Genomic DNA, 19,030 nt, shown 5'->3' with positions numbered 1-19,030 from the left:
GACCGGTTCAACAACGGGGAGTTCTCGAAGAACTTCGACAGCTGGCGGTCTACAGCTTCCTGACCAGCCAATTCATCGGGCCGCTGGGGTGGTTTGGGAAACGACTGGGAGTTGATCTAGCTCTTGGCCTTCCTCAGCCGTTCCAGCAGACCGTCGTAGCGCCCCTGCAGCGACTTCATGATGGCACGCTCCATTGCCACCGTCATGCTCCCGTACACCCCGCCCATACCGCGGACTTCGTGCCCCATACGCGTCTCCACCGCGAACTCGCTGTGTCCGTCTTCGTCCAGCCAGGCTTTGTGGCCGTGGCGGATGAGGTAGAGGCGCTTGCCCTTGAAGGTCGGCACCGTGGGAATGGCAGGCCGCGGCTTGCGTACCCCCGGGCCCTGCCGGGCATCTGCGCCGTCCGCAATCGGCCGCCAGTAGGCGGTGTCGAATGCCACCGACCCAAGACTTCCTCCCCACTTGGCAGGGAAGACCCACTTGCTGTCGTGCGATTCGAGCAGCTTCTCTAGCATTTCGGCGAGGAAGGGCGGTATGACCAGGGCGCGGTAACTGCCGTACTTCGGCGCGAAGAACTGCAGCTTCCCGTCCTTGTGCTGCACCTGCCGCTCCACACGGATGGCGGGCATCAGCCCCTCACCCTTGCCGTACCGCTCCACGTCCTCGTCGTACCGCTCGACCTCATCGGGATCCGTGCGCGGATCGGAAGCCGGCCAGGCGGGGTAGCAGTACTCCCGCGTCAGCGCGAACAGTTCGGCCGGCCGCATGCCCGTCATCGCCATGGTCCAGACGAAGACGTAGCCGGAGTACCCGAAGAAGATCTCTGAGTTCAGGGCTAGCCGCTCGACAACCTCCGGCGCGAGGTCCTTCTTGCGCTCCTTAGCCTTCTTCGTGTACTTGCCGCGCTTCCGGTTCCGCTCGACCGGCGAGACCTTGATCAGGCGGGGGACAGCGTCGTCCAGGACCATGCCCAGCACCATCATCACGTTCTTTGCCGTGCCTGGCCCGACGACGCTGTTCACGTGCTTCCGGAACGCCCGGTACGCGATGACGTCGATGTCAGCGACGGTCATACGCTTGAAGTAGGGGCGGATGTGCTTCTCAACCTTCGACCTGTAGCCCTTCTCCGTGAGGTGGGCGTGGTCGAGGGAGTCCAGCCAGTCGTCCAGCCAGTCCGACATGAGGGTGGCGCCGTCGCGGTTGCTGACGTGGGTGCCGTGCCGGATCTCATAGAGCTTGTCGAGGCCGTGCTGGGTGGCCTCTTCCTCGTCGGTGAAGCCGCCTTTGGACTCGTACCGCTTGCGGCCGTTCTCGTGGAGGTCACCGCTCCACCACTTGACGCGGCAGGTGCTGCCCCGCCACTCGACGTGGACGTGTTGATGGACCCGGCGCATGAGAACCCCTTTGGTGCGGTGGGCGCGGGGTGTCCGGCAGGTACCCCTACCGCCAGGACATTCCCACGCACCCCATGGTGTCAGTCGTTCCTGCCGACAGGGCAGTTACGGCATTCGCCACAGCTTCCACCGAGTCCCTCGACCAGTTCCCGCATCGCGGACCGACCCGCGCCTTGGGCTGACAGTTGGCGGGGGACTACACAGACGATCCTGTTGTCGACTTTGAGCGCCTGTCCGATGAACGTCGGCCCGTAGTCGGCTATGAATGCGTCTCCATACAGCATGGCTCCCCCTACTGTCCGGGATTGACGGAGCCTCCAAGGACGTGCTTCGACTCTGCCACGAACATGCCCAGTTGGGGCCACTTGTGCTCAAGATGGCATAGGGAAAGTTGGTAACAGAGCCGTAAAAGCAAATGGTTGTACGGCATTCGGGTGAAGTTCGCTCAGATGAGACCGCGTGATTTGAGGTCTCGAACCACCCGGTCGGACAGTGCTCGGATCTCGTCGGCCGTGAGGCCGCTGGTTGTCGCGATGGCGGCCAACTGGACGACGTCGCGCGCCTCCTCGTCGAGGAGCTCTGGCGAGAGGTGCGATACGACGACTCCGGGTGCGGACTCCAGCGGCGCGATAGGTACTGGCTCCTTGCCTTCGAGTACGGCAATGGAACTGCCGGGTGCCCACATCAGCAGGGCGTCGATCTTGACGTAGTTCGTGGTCCGGATGGCCTCCCCCCGCTCGACCCGCTGCCACGTCCCTTTGGACGTGCCGGCGTCCTTGGCGTTCTTGTCGTTCAGGGCAAGGCCGAGGTCGTGGCGGCGCTTCTGCGCCACCTTCGCGAGGCGATCGAGGTCACGGGGTGCCATGCGCCCATCTTGGCAGGACCCGCTAGGACCAGCCAGGACTAGGGGCGGATTGGGCCTGAAGTGACTCTTACGTAACCCCAGCTCAAGGGGCATGTATGGGTAACACGTGTCCCGCGATGGGCGCCTGGTGGGCAGCTGTGGGTAGACAGCGTGGGCATCTATGGGTAACTTCAAGGCATGCACCAACCCCCAACCACTTTCGAAGTGGACGGGGCGGCCATATGCACCAAACGCATGCACGCGGGGATCGAAGTCCAGCAACTAGCCGACGAAATCGGCTGCACCGCCAGTTACCTGCGAAAGCTCGAAACCGGCACCCGCAAGCGCATGAGACCGGGCAAATACGTCCGCCTCCGTGCCGCTCTGAACGCTACCGACGACGAGCTCCTCGCCCCCACTGAGGACTAACCGAAGGGAACCGAAGTGCCTGCCACCAGGGCCCCCGATAAGCCCATCAAGCCCGACGACCTGAACGCCCCCTACTTCACCGTTCCGGAAGCCGCCTTCGTGCTGCGCCTCAGCGTGAAGACGCTGCGACGCCGCATCGCAGCCGGCCTGATCGGCGTCAGCAGGGACCACGAAGGCGGCCGCATCATCGTCAGCCGCCGCGACATGGACCTGTACTACGAGGCCACCCGCGTACACGCCGAGCCGATCCGGCGGGGAGGCGGCCGCCCTCGTAAGCGCCCGGTCACCTCGCAGGTCCCCGCCGCTGCCTGACCGCAGCAAAAGAGGCCGCCCCGTAACTCGCCAGTCCGGTGCGACCTCAGATCCACCCATACATCCCGAAGACAGAGAGGTGGACCCCCACCATGTTCTCACGCAACACGTTCCCTCAGATCGTCCGGCAGACGCCGGTGAAGGGCGACGGCCTGTCGCTCACCGTGTCAACAGTCCGCATCGCGCCCCGCCACTACGACACGGTCATCTTCGACGACAGCCCCAGCGAGCAGCACGACGGCTTGCTGATCGGCGGCTTCGTCATCAACAAGTCCTCGAAGCGCGCGGAATCCCGCGAGGCGGCGATGGAGCAGCACCGTGAGGCGCTGCACGCAGCCCGCACCGAAGACCTGAAGGCGGTGGCGGCGTGAGTGCCCCCCTGTCGCCGGAGCGCGAGGCCGAGATCCGCACCGACCTGGACGCCGTTCCCGCACCTCCCTGGCGCTGGATCGGATCGCGTCACGCTGGTGGCCCGCAGCTCGTCACTGACCACTCCGGCCGCCAGTACGTGCTGCGCGCCGCCAAGCCGACCGACCACCGGGGCGATGAACTCCTCGACCCCGAGATGGGCTACGTGGTCTACGGCGACCTGGAGTTCCGAGACCAGCGTGAGGGCGAGAAGTACTCGACGATGCGCTCGGGCGACGCGCTTGCCATCGGTCGCACCGAGTACGACCCGGACAGCATCGTCGGCGTCGCTAACCCGGTCGCCCGCTGGCTGGAGGCATCGGCGCAGTACGCCACCGACCTGCTGGCCGAGCTGGACCGTGTCCGCGCCGAGCTGGCCGAGCAGAAGCGGCTGACGAAGCACAGTGCGGGCCGGGCCGTCTTCCTGCGGAGCGAGCTGACCACCCGCCCCTCCCGTGCCGAGCTCCTGACAGTCCTCGGCCACGACGTGGAGACCGCCATCGCTCCGCTCAAGGGTGAGGCCCGGAAGGGCGCCGACATGGTCCTGCGGGCGATCCGCGCGATGGCTGCCGAGCCGACCGCCCCGACCGCGAACCCGGGCGGTGCCTCATGACCGCCACCGACCTGGCCCGCGTGGACGTGCCGACCACCGACTGGGTGGCCGCCGCCGACCAGATGACCGCCCTGAAGGCCGAGCGCCTCGCCGCCGGCCTCGCCGCCGAGTACCGGCACCTCCTCTACGACGCCGACCCGGGCAGCACCGTCCCGCCGCTCGTCGACCTCCACCACCACAAGACCCGCAGGGGGACCGCATGAGCTACTACACCGCCACCTTCTTCCTGGGGATGAAGGCCCATTTCCGGGGCAACACGTCCGTGGCTCCGGTGTTCTACGTGGAGCCGGACGGCGAACACGCGCCTGGCTATATCACCTTCCAGCTCGACTCGGAGCTCAGCATCGACGAGCAGCTGAAGATCGCTGACCGGTTCGCCCAGGCAGTGACTGCCTGGCGTGACGAGATCGCAGCGCGAGCCGATCAACAGCGCACGGCGGCCGACGACCTGGAGGCGGCCCGCGCGGAGATCGCCCGCCTCAAGGCTGAGCCCGGTGACGCGTCATGACCCCCTACCTGCACGACGGCGTCACCTTCGACCTGGACGTCCCGCTCGCCGATGTCCTTGGTGTCGAGTGGATCTGGACGGGCGGCTGGGCGGACGGCGAGCCGCTGCTGGCGTGCCGCTCGGACCGGGCCGACTGCCAGACCGCGTTGCCGCTGCCGACGGTGTACCGCGACCACGGACCGCTGATCCCGCTGACGCCCCGCCCGACGGCCGACCAGTACCGGGCTGCGGTCGACCCCGACTACGCCGACACCGTGCGCTCGGGCTACGTCGAGACGCCGGCCGCGTTCGGTGCACGCATCGCCGCCCAGACCATCCCGCAGGCGCCCGGCCGGGTCCTCGCACCCAGCCCGCTGGAGCAGTCCGGCTTCCGCGCCTTCATCAAGAGCCTCAAGGGAGCCCGCAATGCCTGAGCTGATGGTTCAGATCGAGGGCCAGGCCGCCCCGGTTCGGCTCGCCGAATGCTTTTGGGTTCTGACCGACGGCCGGGGCTGCGTCTACGGCTCGATGGTCGGGCACGCCGCAGCGACCGAAGAGGCCGCGCACCAGGACTTCACGCCCCGGACGCGGGACCGTGACCGGCAGACCCGACAGGGATGGCGGGTTCGCCTCCTCAGCAAGGAGCAGTGGCGGCAGGACGCCCAGCCCTGCTTCCTCGGCAAATGCAGCCACCGGAAGGCGGCCGGCATCAGGGGGAACCGCAATGCCTGAGCCGACCACTCGCCTCGCCGAGATCGAGGCCCGCGCGGCCGCTGCCACACCTGGGCCGTGGGCCGCACAGCCTGGCGACCCGGGCATCGTGCAGGCGGCCACCGAGGAGCGGCTCGCCGTATTTGGCGGCAGCGTCCAGGACTACCGGGACGCCGACTTCACAGCCCACGCCCGCGAGGACATCCCGCACCTCCTCGCCCAGCTGCACCAGCGTGACGCCGAGATCGCCGAGTTGCAGACCAAGCTCGCCACCCGCGAACGCCAGCTCGACGACATGGGCGCCCACCGGGCGTGCGACACGGAGGTGGCGTGATGGCCGTCGAGACCCGGACGTTCCATATCGCCCGCTGCGACACATGCGGCCAAGTCTTCGACGAGGCCAACGAGGTCTGGTGCTGGGACGACACCCCCACCCTGGCTCTCGCCCAGGTCGACGAGAACCCCGACTGGGCCCGCTTCCCGGACGGCCGCGTCATCTGCCCGCGCAGCGACACAGCCCACTACCTGGCACGCGGCGGCGAAAGCCCTGTCTTGCTCCGGCCCGGACCCGACGCCATGTGTGCCGAGTTCGCTGCCTGACCCGCCGGGCCGGCGGATGCCACCGGTCGTCGGCCCGGCGCCCACGCAGAAGCCCCGCCGAGGACAAGTCGGCGGGGACACCCACCAGCCTCCCAGGAGACACGCATGTCCGTCACCATCAACGCCCACCAGCTCGGCCGACTCATCGACAAGGTCCGCGGCCACATCGGCGACGAGTACGTCGAGGTGCTGCACGGCATCCGGCTCGACGTCGATGCCACCCACCTGTACGCCGTCGCCTCCGACCGGTACACCATCGCCGCCTCCCGCTACCGCCTCAACCACGACGACAAGAACGGCGAGACCTTCGCCCGCACCATCCCTGCTGCCTGGCTGAAGCCGCTGCGTGAGTGGCTCGACGCTCAGGAGGGGAACCTCACGGTCACGATCGGCGCCGAGACCGGGCGGTTGGTCTTCGTCACCCCGCGCACCGAGATGCGGGTGCCGGTGACGGACAATCTGGAATTCCCCGACTGGCGGGCCCTGCTGCGAGGCGTGGCGGCGAACATCCCCACCATCTACGCGTTCCCCATCGTGGACTCCAGGATGCTCGCCCGCTGGGCTGACGCCGGAGACGCTCTTCGAGTCCGTATCACCACGGACCACAAGGCGTTCATGGTGTTCGGCAAGGACTTCATCGGCGCTCAGGCGCCGAAGCGCTACACGGGCGTTGGCCCGTGCGAGGACGAGACGTTCGAGCAGGCCCTCGAACTCTGGCCGAGCATCTTCGCGGACAGCGATGAGGTCGCCGACATGGATGCGGACATGCCCGCCGAGGAGAAGCCCCGCTACGAGGCCGCGTCCACCATCCCCGACATGGTGGAAAGCCTGCTTCAGCAGACACTCCGGTCGACCAGCGACCTGCTCGGCGCACCCAGCAAGGACGCCGGGGCTATCGCTTCCTACGCCACCGCCGGGGTGAATGCCTGGTCCGCGTACCGGTTCCTCGCCGCCCTCCACCAGGCCGATCCTCGACTTGCCGCGCAGACCGTCGCCGAGCTGGGCGAGGAGTTGGACGCGGGGGACTTCAGCGAGAACGCGTGGGACATCGCCAAGGCGGCCGGACACGACCCGCAGAAGTGGTCCGACGACTACGAGGCCCACCTCAAGAGGCTCGCCGAGAAGCGGACCGTCGAGCAGCCCGCGGCCTGATCACCACCCCCCAGCTCCGCCGCCGGGCCCGCCCCGACCTCCCCGAGTGGGGCGGGCCTCCACACCCCGAAAGGCATGGCACATGAGCACCCAGACACCCGCCATCACCGAGGACACCGCCCGCCACGTCCTGTGGCACTACGGCGCTGACGGAGGTGCCCAGCCCGGCTCGTTCACTCAGCGGCTCATGGAAGCCATGGACGCGGCCGACATCGTCAACCTCGCGATTCTCAGCAGCGTGTACCCGGAGCTGGTCGCCGCCCTCTACGCCGCGAAGAACGACGTCAACGGCATCGCCCAGCTGCAGCGGATTGCTGGTGCGGCATGACCGCCTTCAACCCTCCGACCGGCATCCTCCTCGGCCAATACATCCCCGGCACGGAGGAGTGGGAGCAGGCCCGCGCCGGCCTGTGCATCACCGCCACCGAGATCGCCGTAGTCATGGGCCTGTCGCCGTGGGCCAGCCGCTTCAGCCTCTGGCACAAGAAGGCCGGACTGCCCACCCCGCCGTTCGAGACGAACCCCGCTGTCGAGTGGGGCAACCGGCTCGAAGACGCCGTCGCCCAGAAGTTCGCCGACGAGCACCCCGAGATCGAACTCCGCACCACCGGCACGTGGCGGCACCGCGACCGGGAGTGGCAGCGCGCCACCCCGGACCGGATCGCCCAGGACCGGCTCGTCGAGGTCAAGACGTCCCCGTTCGGCGACGGATGGGGTCCGGCGGGCAGCGACGAGATCCCGATCTACTACCGGTGCCAGGTGCAGTGGCAGCTCGACACCCTCGGGCTGGACGTCTGCCACGTGGCGCTGCTGGTCTCGGGCCACGACTACCGCGAGTACGTCGTCGAGTACGACGAGACGGACGCGGAGGTCATGCGCGGGGCGGCGGAGCGCTTCCTCGACGACGTCCGCCAGGGCAACCGGCCGCCGATCGACGGGGCCGACGCCACCTACCAGACCATCCGCGTCCAGCCCGCCGGCCGCGAAGACCGCGACGTCGAGATCAGCGCCGAGTACGCCGCTGACTACGACATCGCCCAGCAGGCCTACCGCGACGCCGACACCGAACTCGCACGGGCCCGCAGCCAGATCCTCGACGCCATCGGCACCGGCTACCGCGCCGTCCACGGCGACCGCCGCATCGCCTACCGAACCGTCAAGGACGACGGCACCACCCTCGCCCTCCAGCCCTACAGGGGAACCAGCGCATGAGCCAGATCAGCAACGCCCTCGCCCGCCAAGAGCAGACGCCGGCCAACGTCATCGAGCAGTACAAGCCGGAGCTCGCCGTCGTAGCCGCCAGCCACATCAAGGTCGACACGTTCGCCCGCCTCGCCGTCGGCGTCCTGCGCCAGAACGACAAGCTCACCGCCGCGGCACAGAACAACCCCGGCTCCCTCATGAGCGCCCTCATGACCGCCGCCCGCCTCGGGCTGGAGCCCGGCACCGAACAGTTCTACCTGCGCCCGATCAAGCGCAGGGGCCAGCTTGAGGTCCAAGGCATCGTCGGCTACCAGGGCATCGTCGAGCTCATCTACAACGCAGGCGCCGCACAGTCCGTCGTCGTCGAAGTGGTCCGGCAGAACGACGAGTTCGCCTGGACGCCCGGCGCTCTCGACGAGCAACGTCCACCCCGCTGGCCCGGCGCGATGAAGCAGCCGTTCCACAAGGTCGACTGGTTCGGGGACCGAGGCCCGCTCATCGGCGCCTACGCCTACGCCGTCATGCAGGGCGGAGCAATCAGCAAGGTCGTCGTCCTCAACCGCGACCACATCGCCCGCGCCAAGGCCAAGTCCGACGGGGCCGACGGCGAGTACAGCCCGTGGCGCACCGACGAAGAGGCCATGTGGCTGAAGACCGCGGCCCGGCGCCTCGGCAAGTGGGTGCCCACCTCGGCAGAGAAGCGGGCCGGCGTGATCGAGCGTCTCGACACCCCGGCGGTGACGACGGGTGCGCTCGGCGAGATCGACCCGGACGAAGACGACGACCCCATCGAGGGCGAGCTCGTCGACTGACCCACCCCGTGGTCGGGCCGCCCTGACCGAAACAGGGCGGCCCCGGCCTCAAGCACACCACACGGAAAGGAACACGTCATGACCCGCTGGTACCCGCGCCAGACCACGAAGCACGGTGGCGTCCACCCGCCCCGAGGCCCCGTAAACCACCGCATCGGCGAGCCGAGGTCGGCAATGCGGCGCCAACAGCAGCGCATCGACGACAAGCGGTCCCTCGCCAACTACGTGCAGCTCGAACCCGGCGTCCTCGTTATCTGGGACCGGCAGCCCTACCGCGTCGTCGAGCTGACCGAACGCCCCATCGACCTGTGGGGAGAGAAGCACGAGGAGAACTTCAAGGAGGCATTGGCCCGCTGGGAGCGTTACCCGCGCGGCGAGCGCCCCGAGAAGGCCACCTGGGACGGCCGCCCTTTCGTCTTCGTGCTCACCCGGGACGGCCAGCCGAAGGCGGAACTGCACCTGGTCGGCCCATACAACCACTCCTGGGAAGTCTTGCCCGAGCATTACTGCATCTGCTCGGCCTGCGGAGAGCTTCCCCCGTGCCGACACGAGATTGCCGAGCGGATTGCCGACAGTGATGCGGCCCGAGCCAGTGTGCTCATGGATATCGCGCCCGGCCACTGCCTCGGCTGCGGCGAGTACGTCAACGCCCGCCAGAAGGCAGCCCGTTTCCCCGGGCCGAACCTGTGGCGCCCCGACCTGCCTGAGCACTCCGCCGTGTTCCACGCCCGCCAGGAGTGCTCAGGAGAAGTCGAGCGCTACCGCCGCCAGTGGGAAGCGCGCGGCAACAACGACCCCCAGGCCAGCCTCTTCGTCGATGAGGAGAACCCGTCATGACCCGTCGCCTCACGGTCGCCGAGCGCCACGCCGCCGCCGAGAAGGATTTCCTCCTTGAGGAGATAGCCGATCAGTCCAGCTGGGACCAGTTCCTCGTCGAGCAGGCGGTCCTCACCTTCGGCCAGCACCACACCGACTTTAGTTGCAACGACTTGCGGGACGTCCTCCCCGAGATGGGTCACGGCTTCCTTGGCGCCGCGATTAACAGCCTGCGCACCGGCGGGATCATCGCCCACACCGGCCGGGCCGTCCCCTCCACCTCGCCCGCCACCCACGGGCATCGCCTGGCCGTCTGGGCCCTCACCGGCAAGGGGCGCACCATCGCCGCCGAGCGCACAGCCCGAGCGCAGGGGAGCGCCGCCGCATGACCACCGCCGCCCCCCGAGTTCGCCAGCCCGGACCGACGCCGGAGCACGGCACCCCTCAGTGTTACCGCCGCGGATGTCACCGGCCCGAATGCACCAGCGCGGCCACCGCATCGGCACGCAAATGGAAGTACCTCCGAGCCACTGGCCGCAGCGGGTTCGTTCCCGCCGACAAGGTCATCGCCCGCATCTGGCGGCTTCGCGCGGCCGGGCTGACCGACAACGAAATCCGCACTGCCGCCAGGCTCTCGCCCTCGCACATCTACCAGATCATCCGCACCAAGAAGCCGGTCATGCACAGCACCGCCGCCCGCATCTTCGCCGTACCTGTCCCCGAGAACAGCGGCCCATCACGCAACGGCGCCCTCATTCCTCGGCTCGGTACCAGGCGCCGCCTCCAAGTGCTGGTCGCTGAAGGCTGGCCGGCGAAGGCCCTCGACGAACGGCTCGGCACCGGGCAGGGCTACACCGCCTACCTTCTGCGCGGAGAGGGCAACGACATCGTTCGCCTGTCCACTGCGGAGGCGGTGCGGGCCCTGTACACCCAGCTCGTCGATCAGCGCCCCGAAGAACACGGAGTTCCCGCTCACCTGGCAAAGCCGACCCGCACCCGGGCAGCGCGCAAGGGATGGGTCGGATTCGCGTACTGGGACGCCGACGACTTCGACAACCCCAACTTCACCCCCGCTGTCGAAGCTACGCCGCGGTTCATCGAACTGGCGGAGAACGGCCTCGAACTTGAGCGATTGGGGCACACCCGGCAGCAGGCCGCGGAACGCCTCGGCGTCACGAAGGACAACCTGCAGGCCGCCATCGGCAGGTACCGCAAAGCGACGCAGCAGGAACTCCACCCCCGCCCCGAGACGGCCCAGGCCGCCTGAACGCACGACAAAGCCCCGCGGCAACGCGGGGCAGGAAGGGAGGGGACGTGACGTCAGTCGTTGTCGGCGGCCGGCTTCTTGCGACGCACCACGACCTTGCGCTTCGGGGCCGGCGGCTCGATGCCCTGCTCCTTGCGCCATGCGGCAACTCGGGCGTGGGCGTGACGGCGCAGGTCATCGGCGCGGGAGGTTCCCTCCGCCTCGCACAGTTCCCCGTATGCAGCCCAGGTCTCGTCGTCGATTCGGACCACGCGGCCGGGGGTTCCCTTCGTCGTCATGTCGACAGAGTAGCTGACCGCCTGATGACCGGGCACCCCCACGCCACGGATCGACTGTCTATTGACCTACTGGTGACCGGTCACCCTGGGGTACTCTCGAAGCACGCCGAGAGGCCCGCCGACGCGAAATCCGGCGACCGCATGGGCCTGGTTCCGTGCGCCCACTCAGCCCCCATGACCACCTCCACCAACAAGGAGGACCAGTGACCAGCAACTTCGCCACCCTCGCCAAACAGACGCCGAACACCGTCGACCGCGGCGACCAGTGGCGCGAGCACGCCGCTTGCCGCGACGAGGACCCGGAGCTGTTCTTTCCCGCCAGAGAGACCGGGCATCACGCCACCCAGGTCGAGGAAGCCAAGGCCGTCTGCCGCCGCTGCCCCGTCAAGGACGCCTGCCTCCAGTGGGCCCTCGACGCCAGCCAAGAGGCAGGCATCTGGGGTGGCACCACGGAGAAGGAACGCCGCAATCGACGCCGACAGCAGGCCAGGGCTGCAGCCAAGGAACGGCAGGCCGAAACGGAGCCGCTCGTGGCCGCCTGCGGGACAACAAAGGCGTACTACCGGCACCTCTTCGCCGGGGAGCCCATCGACGCCGAGTGTCAGGCGGCATCCGATGCCTACGAACGGCAGGCCGCTGAACAGAACGCGCTGAAGGCAGCCAGGTGCGGCACCCGGCCCGGATATCAGAGGCACATCCGGGAGCACACCAAGATCTGCGACCCGTGCCGCCAGGCCAACACGGACGCCGACCGCCGCCTGCGGAACACCGGCACCACCCTCCAGCGCACCCCCACCTGACCTTACCGCGGCCCGCGGGCCGTGACCGGCAGACCTATCCACACCGCAGGAAAGAAGATCCCGTGAGCAAAGAGGCCATGGACTGGGCGCTTGAATTCGCCCCGCCAATGCCGTCTCAGCTGGTCGCCACGCTGAGCGGACTCGCTCGGCATGCCGACAAGAAGGGGCGCGGCACCTATCCCTCTGTTGCTCGACTGGCCGGCTACGCCTGCAAGTCGGAACGGTCTGTTCAACGGGACCTTGTCGAGCTCCGCAAGCTCGGGCTGATCCGGTACGGCGACCAGAGCAAGGCCAATCACCTGCCCGAGGGGAAGCGCCCGGAGGTCTACGACCTGGCTGTCGAGCGCACCGTTCCGGACGGTCGGGCTGGCAAGGATGAGGTGACGCTGGCGTCACGGGTGACGTTGGCGTCATCCCGTCGGCGCGGCGGTAAGAAGAAGCCCAGCTCAGACCCTGTCGAGTCCGGTTTGACGGGTGACGTGGACGTCAGGGGTGACGTGGACGTCACCGGTGACGCCGACGTCGCGGATGGGGTGACGTCCACGTCGCAGGAGGGGCGACGTCCACGTCACCCAAACCAACTACCTGAACCAACAGATGAACCAAAAGACTCTTGTGAGCCTCCGGCCCACGAGAGCGAGACCGGCACCAAGTCGCTCTTCGGCTCGCCCGCCCCGTCGGCCCAGCCCACCGCGAAGCAGCAACAGGACACCGACTTCGACGCCTTCTGGGCGATCTACCCGCGGAAGGAAGGCAAGGGCAAGGCCCGCCTCGCCTTTGCTGCCGCGGTGAAAAACGGCGTCAAGGCCGACACCCTCATCGCCGCCGTGCAAAAGCACCGCGACCACTGGGCCCACTGCCGGACCGAGACGCGGTTCATTCCGCACCCCACGACCTGGCTCAACGGTGAACGGTATGACGACGAACTGCCCACCCCGACCACCAGTTGGGGTGGCCCCGCCCCTACCGCCCCCCGAAACATGACCGAAGAGGAGAAGAAGCGTGCACTCCAGTTCTGACCCCAACGAGATCGACCCGCGGGCCGAATGGCTTCAGGCCCGCGCCCAGGACGCCCTCACCCGGTTTGCCGACCGCACCCCGGTCATCTACCGCCGGCCGATCACCCTGGACGCGGACACCGACAAGGCCGTCACTGACTGGATCGGCGGCTGGACCGGCAACAGCCTGTTCCTCACCGGCTCGATCGGTGTCGGGAAGACCCACGCCGCGTGGGAGATCTGCCGCCGGTGGCTGGTCGCCGCCTACGGCCCGGCCCGCCCGTGGCAGGGCTCGCCGCTGGTCCGCACGTTCCGGTCGACCGCTCTGTTTGACGCGCTGCGCCCCGATGCCCCCGACGACGAACGCCTCACCCTGTCGCGGGAACTCCAGCGCTGCGATCTCCTGTACATCGACGACCTCGCCGCGGCGAAGGTCACCGAGTGGACGCAGGAGCGCCTGTTCGAGATCTTCGACGAGCGGTACATCAACCGCCTGCCGGTGATCGTCACCAGTGACGTGCTGCCCGGCGACCTCATCCCCGTCACCGGCCCCCGGGTCGCATCCCGGCTCGGCGAGATGTGCCGCGGGTCTGTCCTCCTCCTCGAAGGCCACGACCGGCGCCGGGGTGAGGCCGCGTGAACGCCATTGAGACGGTCGAGTTCCTATACGCCGTCGACAGCAGCGTCGCCGACGACTCCCGGTTCTACGAACCGCCGCGAGTTGTCCGGTTCCGGATCACGAGGAAGACGCCGAAGCGGATCTATTACGTGCGCCGCGAAGACGGATTGACCACGTCGACTGGGTTCGTCGACCGGCAGCGCATTGAGGCCGACGGCGAGATCTACTCCCGGACCCGAGGCTGGTGGGCCCCGGACTTCCACCTCTACCTGAGCCCGCCCGAGCTGGAGCAGGCCACCAAGCCTGACCTCGCCTCCCTGCGAGCCGCCATGGCCGCCGCCCATCCCGACCGTGGCGGCACTGAAGCCGGTTTCATCACCGCCCGGCAGCGCTACGAGGACGCCCGCACCAAGGCCCAGGAGATCACCGCATGACCACCGACCTGTGGGCAGCGCCCCTCGACGAGCAGCAGCCCGGCGGCCCGTCCGCATTCGAAGCCGAGCGGATCATCGCCGCATCCGTCATGGCCCGCCCCGACCTCATTGACGAGCTCGCCTCCGAGTTCGACCCCGCCGACATTCAGGACGACCGCTACCGGTGGGTGTGGAGCGCCGTCGACGAAATCCGGCAGACCCTCAGCAACAGCGAGATCCGGTGGCAGGCCGTCGACCGGCAGCTCCAGGCCTGGCGGGCCACCGGCTACATGCCGATCGTGCCGCTCGCCCTCGACCAACTCGCCCGCCTCTACGACGAAGCCCAGACGTCGCACTCCGCCGCCGCGTACTACGCCGCGCAGATCACCGAAGCGTCCATCGCCCGTCGCTACCTTGCCCTCGGCGCCGACATCAGCGCCCGCGCCCGGTCCGCCGGCTTCAACCCCGAGACGGATATCGCCGCCGCGCAGGACGCCCTCGACAACCTCGTCCGCAACGACGAGGCCAGCACCCCGTCGCTCGTCGGCGACATCATCGGCGGCGCCCTCGAACGCGCCATCACCAAGCCGACGAACGAAGACCGCATCCCCACCGGCTTCATCGACATGGACGGCCTGTTCAGTGGAGGATTTGCCCCCGGCCAGCTGGTCGTTGTTGCAGCCCGCCCAGCCATCGGAAAGAGCACGCTCGGTCTCGGCCTCGCACGGGCTGCCGGAATCAAGCACGGCATCCCGACCCTGTTCGAGTCTCTGGAGATGGGTGAGGCCGAGCTCGCCAACAGCGTCCTCGCTGCTGAAGCCCGCATCCCGCTGCACCACATCAAGCAGGGCATCGTCGACGACGCCGGAATGGCCCGCGCGGCACGGGTAACACCGAAGATTGCCGCAGCCCCGCTCTACCTCAACGACTGCTCGACGCTGTCGCTGCCGATCCTCCGCGGCCGGGTTCGCCACATGATCCGCACCGTCGGGCTGCGCCTCATCATCGTCGACTACCTCCAGCTCATGCAGGCGCCCAAGGCGGAGAACCGGCAGGCCGAAGTCTCCAAGCTCACCCGCGGACTCAAGCTCATGGCCAAGGAGTTCGGGATCACTGTCGTCGTCCTGGCCCAGCTCAACCGCGGACCCGAGCAGCGCACCGACAAGAGGCCGCAGGTATCTGACCTTCGCGAGTCCGGGGCGATCGAGCAGGACGCCGACATGGTCATCCTCCTGCACCGCGAGGACGCCCACGACAAGGAATCCGCGAGGGCTGGCGAGGCGGACTTTATCGTCGGCAAGCACCGCGGGGGACCGACGGGAACGATCACCACTGCGGCCGCTCTGCACTATGCGTCCTTCCTCGACATGGCCGCGACGTGAGCGCCGCCCCCGAGGACATCGCCGCAATGCGCGCCGATGGTGACCTCCTTGACTACATCCGGTCCCTCACCGGGCGCACCCCGAAACAGCGGGTCGCCGCAGAGCCCGAGCCGCCGCCCGTCATCCCGCGATCCCGGCCCGGTGCCTGGCCTGACGGGACCTCACCGCCCGGACCGATCCGGACTGAAGCCGCCGGTGCGTGGGCGGCGGCGCTCGAACGGCACCGGGCCGGCGTAGACGGCCCGCGGTGCGAATGCGGCGGCTGCACGAAGGGCGGCACACGGTGACCCCCGACCCCGCCCCCGCGCCCGTCTCCGGCCGCGTGAGCCCCTCCGACGGCACGGGCGACGCGGGCACCCCTCCGAGGCCGTCACGCGGGCGCACAGCCACCCGCACGGGGTCGCCCGCCGTCGAGGCGCCGATGCCCGGACAGACCGAACTCCCGCTCGTCCACCACCAACCCACCCTCTGGTCCCTGTGACCACCACGAAGGAGAACGCCATGACCTACCGCCCCGACATGAACGCCATCGAGCTCGACGAAGCCGACGGCCGCCCAAGCCAGGCTGACACCCCGGACCCGTGCACCTGCGACGACGAGAACACCCTCGTGACCGTCGACATGGGGGCCGAGGACGGAGGTGTCGTCGACATGTGCGTCGGCTGCTACGACGCCATGCAGAACGAGGACGGCCACTGATGCCGATCCGTCCCGAGAACCGCAACCGGTACCCAGCTAACTGGCCAGAGATCTCCGCGAGCATTCGCTTCGGCCGCGCCGACCGACGCTGCGAGTGCGCAGGCGAATGCGGGCGCGGCACTCACGCCGGCCGCTGCCCGAACTTGCACGGCGGTCTCGCCTACGGCACTGGCTCGCAGGTGATCCTCACCGTCGCGCACCTCGACCACACCCCCGAGAACTGCGCACCGGAGAACCTGCGGGCCATGTGTCAGGGCTGCCATCTGCATTACGACCGCGATCACCACCGCGAGACCGCCGCAGCCACCCGTCGAGCAGCCGTCGAGGCCGCCGGGCAGCTCGTCCTCGACAGCCCCACCCCGTGACACGCCGGACGCCCGCCCCGGGTCATAGCCGGGGCGGGCGCCAGACCACTCCACCACACACCCCGAAGGAGATCCACATGTCGTACCCGCAGTTGCTTACCCCCACTGAGAAGCTCGCCGACGCCAAGGCCCGCCTCAAGATCCCGACGATCGTCGTGATCTGCGGCAGCACCCGGTTCATGGACGCCATGGTCGACGCCGACTGTGAACTCACCGCGGTCGGGTACATCGTCGTCAAGCCCGGCTGCAACATGAAGGAACCCCACCCCCTGTGGGCGGACCCGGCCGAAGCCGAAGCCCTCAAGGCCCAGCTTGACAACCTGCACCGGGCGAAGATCCGCCTCGCCGACGAGGTGCTCGTCGTCGGCGACTACATCGGGGACAGCACCCGCGCCGAGATCGCATACGCCCGGGAGCTCGGCAAGCCCGTCGGCTTCACCCACCCCGAGGTCGACACCGCCGAGGAGCCGAGCCGATGAGCGCCGGGGTGATTCACACGATCCGGTGCGACACCCAAGTCGACGGCGAGCAGTGCAACGCCGAGCGCTTCTGGCCTCTGCCCGTCGCCCACCACCGGGAACTCCGCGCCCACCTCCGCAAGCAGGGCTGGCGCCGCCGCGCCGGCCGCGACCTCTGCCCCGACCACGCCACCGAGGAGACAACCCGATGACCTCCCCGTCGTTCAGTCCCCGAGGCGAGCGCGCCGGCCGCCTTGGGGCCCGGTGGGAGACCGAACTCCGCACCAGCGGCGAACAGGTCATACCCGACGACGCACCCACACCCCAACCCAACCGAGCCACGCGACGAGCAGCACGACGGAGGAAGACATGACCGGTCGTATCCCGCTCGAAGTCCTCAACAGCAACGCCCTCGACTAGCCGCAGCAGCCCACCACCTGACCCACCCAACTGCTCACGTAGGAGACCCCCATGACGTATCGCGAGCCCACCATCCACCACCCCGCCCTCATGGTCAGCTGCCCACGCTGCGGCAGCGTCCCCGGCGCCCTCTGCTACGACACCCGCGGCAGCCGCCTCCCCGACGGGCGCGTCCACCGCGACCGCGCCGACGCTCACCGCGACCGCAAGACCACCTGACCCACCGCACCACCGGCCGGCCGGACCCCATCCGGCCGGCCACCCCACCCCGTCCCACCGCACGCCCGCAAGGAGCCCGCCGTGAACGAGTCGACCGAATGCCTCATCTGCCACCGCGGCCTGTACGCCGACGAGCTCGGCCGGTACGCCTGCTGCCCCTGCACCGATCGCATCGACGGCCAACTGCGGGCCCTGGCCGGGCCAAAGGGTCTGTATGCCCGCCTGAGCGCCCAACTGGCCCCCAGGTTAGGGAATGGTGGCCCGGCGGTCTCCGGGAGCCGTACAGCCCCCGTACCGCTCCGCCTGGGCGTGCTGAACCTGATGACTGCGGGCGGCCCCGTCCTCGGCCCACTGGAAACCTGGGTGCGGGACTGGCGCGAACACGGGCGGGCCGAGGTCTGCGAGGCAGGGACGCTGCAGCAGCGCGTCGACCACGCCGTCCGGACGCTCAGGTTCAACCTCGAATGGGCCGCGGCCAACCACCCCGCCATCGACGAATGCGCGCGCGAGGTGTCGCTGATCCACCGCCAGTGCGAGGCCCAGGTGTCGGGGGAGCGGCGGCCGCGCACCGTGCCCGTCGCCTGCCCCTGCGGCCAGACCCTCCGCGTCACCCTCGACACCCCCGGCTGCCGATGCCCCGGATGCGGCGAGCAGTACGGACACAGCGAGTTGATGGACCTGCCGCTCGCCGAACGGTCGATCGCGGCATGACGGAGCGCCCCCTCCCAGTCGGGCGGGGGCGCTTTGCTGTGCTCAGAGCTACTCCGCAGGCAACCGGCGGGCGAGATCCGCCGCCAGGTCCCCGCCCGCCCGTCCCTCCGCGCTGTCGTCGGCGAAGTGCCGCAGTAGCCGCACCGCCTCCCGCGCCTCGTCCGCGGTCAGCAGCGGAAGCCGCGGGGCGGACGGGTACGAGCCGGTGACCGGGGGATAGGAGTCCATGCCCAGGACAACTCGGCGACGCCTGTGCAGGACACGGCAAGGCCGCAGCGGGGCATGGGTCAGTCAGTGACGGGGTGCAGCTGCTCCGCCTCGGCGTCGATGTCGACCTCGGGGTGCTCGTAGTTTGCGAGGGCCAGGCCCACGGCGAAGAACGTCGGTGCCCACTCGCCCACGTAAATGCCCCAGTGATCCGCACGAGCCACCCCAAGGCGCTCGACCGTGATCGACCCGAACCACGAGGCGACGGACAAGCCGATCGCGAGGAAGCCGGCGCAGTAGGCGTGCTCGGACTTCAGGCCCTTTTCGTGCAGCATCTTGACGATCATGGCTCTCCAAAGGGGAGTGAGGTCAGTGCTCCCTCTACCGTCGCGCAGGAGGTCACCCGCCGC

General features: G+C 68.8%; 32 protein-coding genes and 1 pseudogene. 28 read left to right on the top strand and 5 right to left on the bottom strand.

Annotated elements, in window-relative coordinates; all coding sequences use genetic code 11:
• Positions 1 to 116 precede the first annotated feature (116 nt).
• Positions 117 to 1,397: a tyrosine-type recombinase/integrase gene (locus ACFVX4_RS33490; RefSeq protein WP_389984753.1), complete on the bottom strand. Its 1,281-nt coding sequence runs from the start codon at positions 1,395 to 1,397 to the stop codon at positions 117 to 119.
• 445 nt (positions 1,398 to 1,842) lie between these two features.
• Positions 1,843 to 2,262 (bottom strand): hypothetical protein, encoded by a 420-nt coding sequence (locus tag ACFVX4_RS33485; protein ID WP_389984750.1) that lies wholly within the window; start codon positions 2,260 to 2,262, stop codon positions 1,843 to 1,845.
• Positions 2,263 to 2,439: 177 nt separating this feature from the next.
• Between ACFVX4_RS33485 and ACFVX4_RS33480 the strand changes: the two genes are divergently transcribed.
• The 17 genes from ACFVX4_RS33480 to ACFVX4_RS33400 all read left to right on the top strand — a co-directional run bounded on the left by ACFVX4_RS33480 (position 2,440) and on the right by ACFVX4_RS33400 (position 11,051).
• Positions 2,440 to 2,670 carry a helix-turn-helix domain-containing protein gene (locus ACFVX4_RS33480; protein WP_389984747.1) on the top strand — a complete coding sequence of 77 codons (231 nt, stop codon included), beginning with the start codon at positions 2,440 to 2,442 and terminating at the stop codon, positions 2,668 to 2,670.
• A gap of 15 nt (positions 2,671 to 2,685) precedes the next feature.
• Positions 2,686 to 2,982, top strand: a complete 297-nt coding sequence (locus tag ACFVX4_RS33475; protein WP_389984744.1) for a helix-turn-helix domain-containing protein — start codon at positions 2,686 to 2,688, stop codon at positions 2,980 to 2,982.
• Positions 2,983 to 3,074: 92 nt separating this feature from the next.
• Positions 3,075 to 3,353: a hypothetical protein gene (locus ACFVX4_RS33470; protein ID WP_389984741.1), complete on the top strand. Its 279-nt coding sequence runs from the start codon at positions 3,075 to 3,077 to the stop codon at positions 3,351 to 3,353.
• Positions 3,350 to 4,003 carry a hypothetical protein gene (locus ACFVX4_RS33465; protein ID WP_389984738.1) on the top strand — a complete coding sequence of 218 codons (654 nt, stop codon included), beginning with the start codon at positions 3,350 to 3,352 and terminating at the stop codon, positions 4,001 to 4,003. Before ACFVX4_RS33470 ends, ACFVX4_RS33465 begins: the two co-directional genes overlap by 4 nt.
• Complete coding sequence (locus ACFVX4_RS33460; RefSeq protein ID WP_389984735.1) at positions 4,000 to 4,206, top strand: hypothetical protein; 207 nt, start codon at positions 4,000 to 4,002, stop codon at positions 4,204 to 4,206. The genes ACFVX4_RS33465 and ACFVX4_RS33460 overlap by 4 nt, the downstream gene beginning before the upstream one ends.
• Entirely contained in the window at positions 4,203 to 4,511 is a 309-nt protein-coding gene (locus ACFVX4_RS33455; RefSeq protein WP_389984732.1) for a hypothetical protein, read from the top strand. The genes ACFVX4_RS33460 and ACFVX4_RS33455 overlap by 4 nt, the downstream gene beginning before the upstream one ends.
• Positions 4,508 to 4,924, top strand: coding sequence for a phiSA1p31-related protein (locus ACFVX4_RS33450; RefSeq protein ID WP_389984729.1), 417 nt, complete (start codon positions 4,508 to 4,510; stop codon positions 4,922 to 4,924). The genes ACFVX4_RS33455 and ACFVX4_RS33450 overlap by 4 nt, the downstream gene beginning before the upstream one ends.
• Complete coding sequence (locus ACFVX4_RS33445) at positions 4,917 to 5,222, top strand: hypothetical protein (RefSeq protein ID WP_389984726.1); 306 nt, start codon at positions 4,917 to 4,919, stop codon at positions 5,220 to 5,222. The genes ACFVX4_RS33450 and ACFVX4_RS33445 overlap by 8 nt, the downstream gene beginning before the upstream one ends.
• The gene (locus ACFVX4_RS33440; RefSeq protein ID WP_389984723.1) at positions 5,215 to 5,535 is read left to right on the top strand and encodes a hypothetical protein; all 321 of its coding nucleotides are present in this window, start codon (positions 5,215 to 5,217) and stop codon (positions 5,533 to 5,535) included. The genes ACFVX4_RS33445 and ACFVX4_RS33440 overlap by 8 nt, the downstream gene beginning before the upstream one ends.
• Positions 5,535 to 5,801: a hypothetical protein gene (locus tag ACFVX4_RS33435; protein WP_389984720.1), complete on the top strand. Its 267-nt coding sequence runs from the start codon at positions 5,535 to 5,537 to the stop codon at positions 5,799 to 5,801. The genes ACFVX4_RS33440 and ACFVX4_RS33435 overlap by 1 nt, the downstream gene beginning before the upstream one ends.
• A gap of 105 nt (positions 5,802 to 5,906) precedes the next feature.
• Entirely contained in the window at positions 5,907 to 6,953 is a 1,047-nt protein-coding gene (locus tag ACFVX4_RS33430; RefSeq protein ID WP_389984717.1) for a hypothetical protein, read from the top strand.
• Between the two features lie 82 nt (positions 6,954 to 7,035).
• Positions 7,036 to 7,281 carry a hypothetical protein gene (locus ACFVX4_RS33425; RefSeq protein WP_389984714.1) on the top strand — a complete coding sequence of 82 codons (246 nt, stop codon included), beginning with the start codon at positions 7,036 to 7,038 and terminating at the stop codon, positions 7,279 to 7,281.
• Positions 7,278 to 8,165: a YqaJ viral recombinase family protein gene (locus tag ACFVX4_RS33420; protein ID WP_389984711.1), complete on the top strand. Its 888-nt coding sequence runs from the start codon at positions 7,278 to 7,280 to the stop codon at positions 8,163 to 8,165. The genes ACFVX4_RS33425 and ACFVX4_RS33420 overlap by 4 nt, the downstream gene beginning before the upstream one ends.
• Positions 8,162 to 8,968 (top strand): recombinase RecT, encoded by an 807-nt coding sequence (locus tag ACFVX4_RS33415; RefSeq protein ID WP_389984708.1) that lies wholly within the window; start codon positions 8,162 to 8,164, stop codon positions 8,966 to 8,968. Before ACFVX4_RS33420 ends, ACFVX4_RS33415 begins: the two co-directional genes overlap by 4 nt.
• Positions 8,969 to 9,046: 78 nt before the next feature.
• Complete coding sequence (locus ACFVX4_RS33410; protein WP_389984705.1) at positions 9,047 to 9,805, top strand: hypothetical protein; 759 nt, start codon at positions 9,047 to 9,049, stop codon at positions 9,803 to 9,805.
• Positions 9,802 to 10,173, top strand: a complete 372-nt coding sequence (locus ACFVX4_RS33405; protein WP_389984702.1) for a hypothetical protein — start codon at positions 9,802 to 9,804, stop codon at positions 10,171 to 10,173. The genes ACFVX4_RS33410 and ACFVX4_RS33405 overlap by 4 nt, the downstream gene beginning before the upstream one ends.
• Complete coding sequence (locus ACFVX4_RS33400) at positions 10,170 to 11,051, top strand: hypothetical protein (protein WP_389984699.1); 882 nt, start codon at positions 10,170 to 10,172, stop codon at positions 11,049 to 11,051. The genes ACFVX4_RS33405 and ACFVX4_RS33400 overlap by 4 nt, the downstream gene beginning before the upstream one ends.
• A gap of 53 nt (positions 11,052 to 11,104) precedes the next feature.
• On the opposite strand, the gene ACFVX4_RS33395 is transcribed toward ACFVX4_RS33400, so the two are convergent.
• Positions 11,105 to 11,329 carry a hypothetical protein gene (locus tag ACFVX4_RS33395; RefSeq protein ID WP_389984696.1) on the bottom strand — a complete coding sequence of 75 codons (225 nt, stop codon included), beginning with the start codon at positions 11,327 to 11,329 and terminating at the stop codon, positions 11,105 to 11,107.
• Between the two features lie 203 nt (positions 11,330 to 11,532).
• On the opposite strand from ACFVX4_RS33395, the pseudogene ACFVX4_RS33390 reads away from it, so the two are divergent.
• The 11 genes and pseudogenes from ACFVX4_RS33390 to ACFVX4_RS33340 all read left to right on the top strand — a co-directional run.
• Positions 11,533 to 11,844, top strand: a pseudogene (locus ACFVX4_RS33390) (WhiB family transcriptional regulator); the annotation flags it as partial.
• A 347-nt stretch (positions 11,845 to 12,191) separates the two neighbouring features.
• Complete coding sequence (locus ACFVX4_RS33385) at positions 12,192 to 13,148, top strand: helix-turn-helix domain-containing protein (protein ID WP_389984693.1); 957 nt, start codon at positions 12,192 to 12,194, stop codon at positions 13,146 to 13,148.
• The gene (locus tag ACFVX4_RS33380) at positions 13,132 to 13,767 is read left to right on the top strand and encodes a DnaA ATPase domain-containing protein (protein ID WP_385618626.1); all 636 of its coding nucleotides are present in this window, start codon (positions 13,132 to 13,134) and stop codon (positions 13,765 to 13,767) included. Before ACFVX4_RS33385 ends, ACFVX4_RS33380 begins: the two co-directional genes overlap by 17 nt.
• A complete protein-coding gene (locus ACFVX4_RS33375) occupies positions 13,764 to 14,180 on the top strand; it encodes a hypothetical protein (RefSeq protein ID WP_389984689.1) in 417 nt (138 codons plus the stop codon). Before ACFVX4_RS33380 ends, ACFVX4_RS33375 begins: the two co-directional genes overlap by 4 nt.
• On the top strand, positions 14,177 to 15,541 hold the full coding sequence (locus ACFVX4_RS33370) for a replicative DNA helicase (protein ID WP_389984686.1): 1,365 nt from the start codon (positions 14,177 to 14,179) through the stop codon (positions 15,539 to 15,541). The genes ACFVX4_RS33375 and ACFVX4_RS33370 overlap by 4 nt, the downstream gene beginning before the upstream one ends.
• Before the next feature lie 477 nt (positions 15,542 to 16,018).
• On the top strand, positions 16,019 to 16,240 hold the full coding sequence (locus ACFVX4_RS33365; RefSeq protein ID WP_389984683.1) for a hypothetical protein: 222 nt from the start codon (positions 16,019 to 16,021) through the stop codon (positions 16,238 to 16,240).
• Positions 16,241 to 16,419: 179 nt separating this feature from the next.
• Positions 16,420 to 16,605 carry a hypothetical protein gene (locus tag ACFVX4_RS33360; protein WP_389984680.1) on the top strand — a complete coding sequence of 62 codons (186 nt, stop codon included), beginning with the start codon at positions 16,420 to 16,422 and terminating at the stop codon, positions 16,603 to 16,605.
• Positions 16,606 to 16,682: 77 nt separating this feature from the next.
• Entirely contained in the window at positions 16,683 to 17,084 is a 402-nt protein-coding gene (locus ACFVX4_RS33355) for a hypothetical protein (protein WP_389984677.1), read from the top strand.
• Positions 17,081 to 17,275 (top strand): hypothetical protein, encoded by a 195-nt coding sequence (locus ACFVX4_RS33350; protein WP_389984675.1) that lies wholly within the window; start codon positions 17,081 to 17,083, stop codon positions 17,273 to 17,275. Before ACFVX4_RS33355 ends, ACFVX4_RS33350 begins: the two co-directional genes overlap by 4 nt.
• 259 nt (positions 17,276 to 17,534) lie before the next feature.
• The gene (locus ACFVX4_RS33345) at positions 17,535 to 17,702 is read left to right on the top strand and encodes a hypothetical protein (protein WP_389984672.1); all 168 of its coding nucleotides are present in this window, start codon (positions 17,535 to 17,537) and stop codon (positions 17,700 to 17,702) included.
• An 81-nt stretch (positions 17,703 to 17,783) separates the two neighbouring features.
• On the top strand, positions 17,784 to 18,413 hold the full coding sequence (locus ACFVX4_RS33340) for a hypothetical protein (protein ID WP_389984669.1): 630 nt from the start codon (positions 17,784 to 17,786) through the stop codon (positions 18,411 to 18,413).
• Positions 18,414 to 18,461: 48 nt separating this feature from the next.
• On the opposite strand, the gene ACFVX4_RS33335 is transcribed toward ACFVX4_RS33340, so the two are convergent.
• Both ACFVX4_RS33335 and ACFVX4_RS33330 read right to left on the bottom strand, forming a co-directional pair.
• Positions 18,462 to 18,641: a hypothetical protein gene (locus tag ACFVX4_RS33335; protein ID WP_389984667.1), complete on the bottom strand. Its 180-nt coding sequence runs from the start codon at positions 18,639 to 18,641 to the stop codon at positions 18,462 to 18,464.
• 59 nt (positions 18,642 to 18,700) lie between these two features.
• Complete coding sequence (locus tag ACFVX4_RS33330) at positions 18,701 to 18,967, bottom strand: hypothetical protein (RefSeq protein ID WP_389984664.1); 267 nt, start codon at positions 18,965 to 18,967, stop codon at positions 18,701 to 18,703.
• Positions 18,968 to 19,030: the final 63 nt, after the last annotated feature.

Source organism: Streptomyces sp. NPDC058240 (genome assembly GCF_042882135.1).
GTDB lineage: Bacteria > Actinomycetota > Actinomycetes > Streptomycetales > Streptomycetaceae > Streptomyces.
Note: the sequence above shows the minus strand (reverse complement) of the source record. Positions and strands in the feature narration are given on the sequence as shown.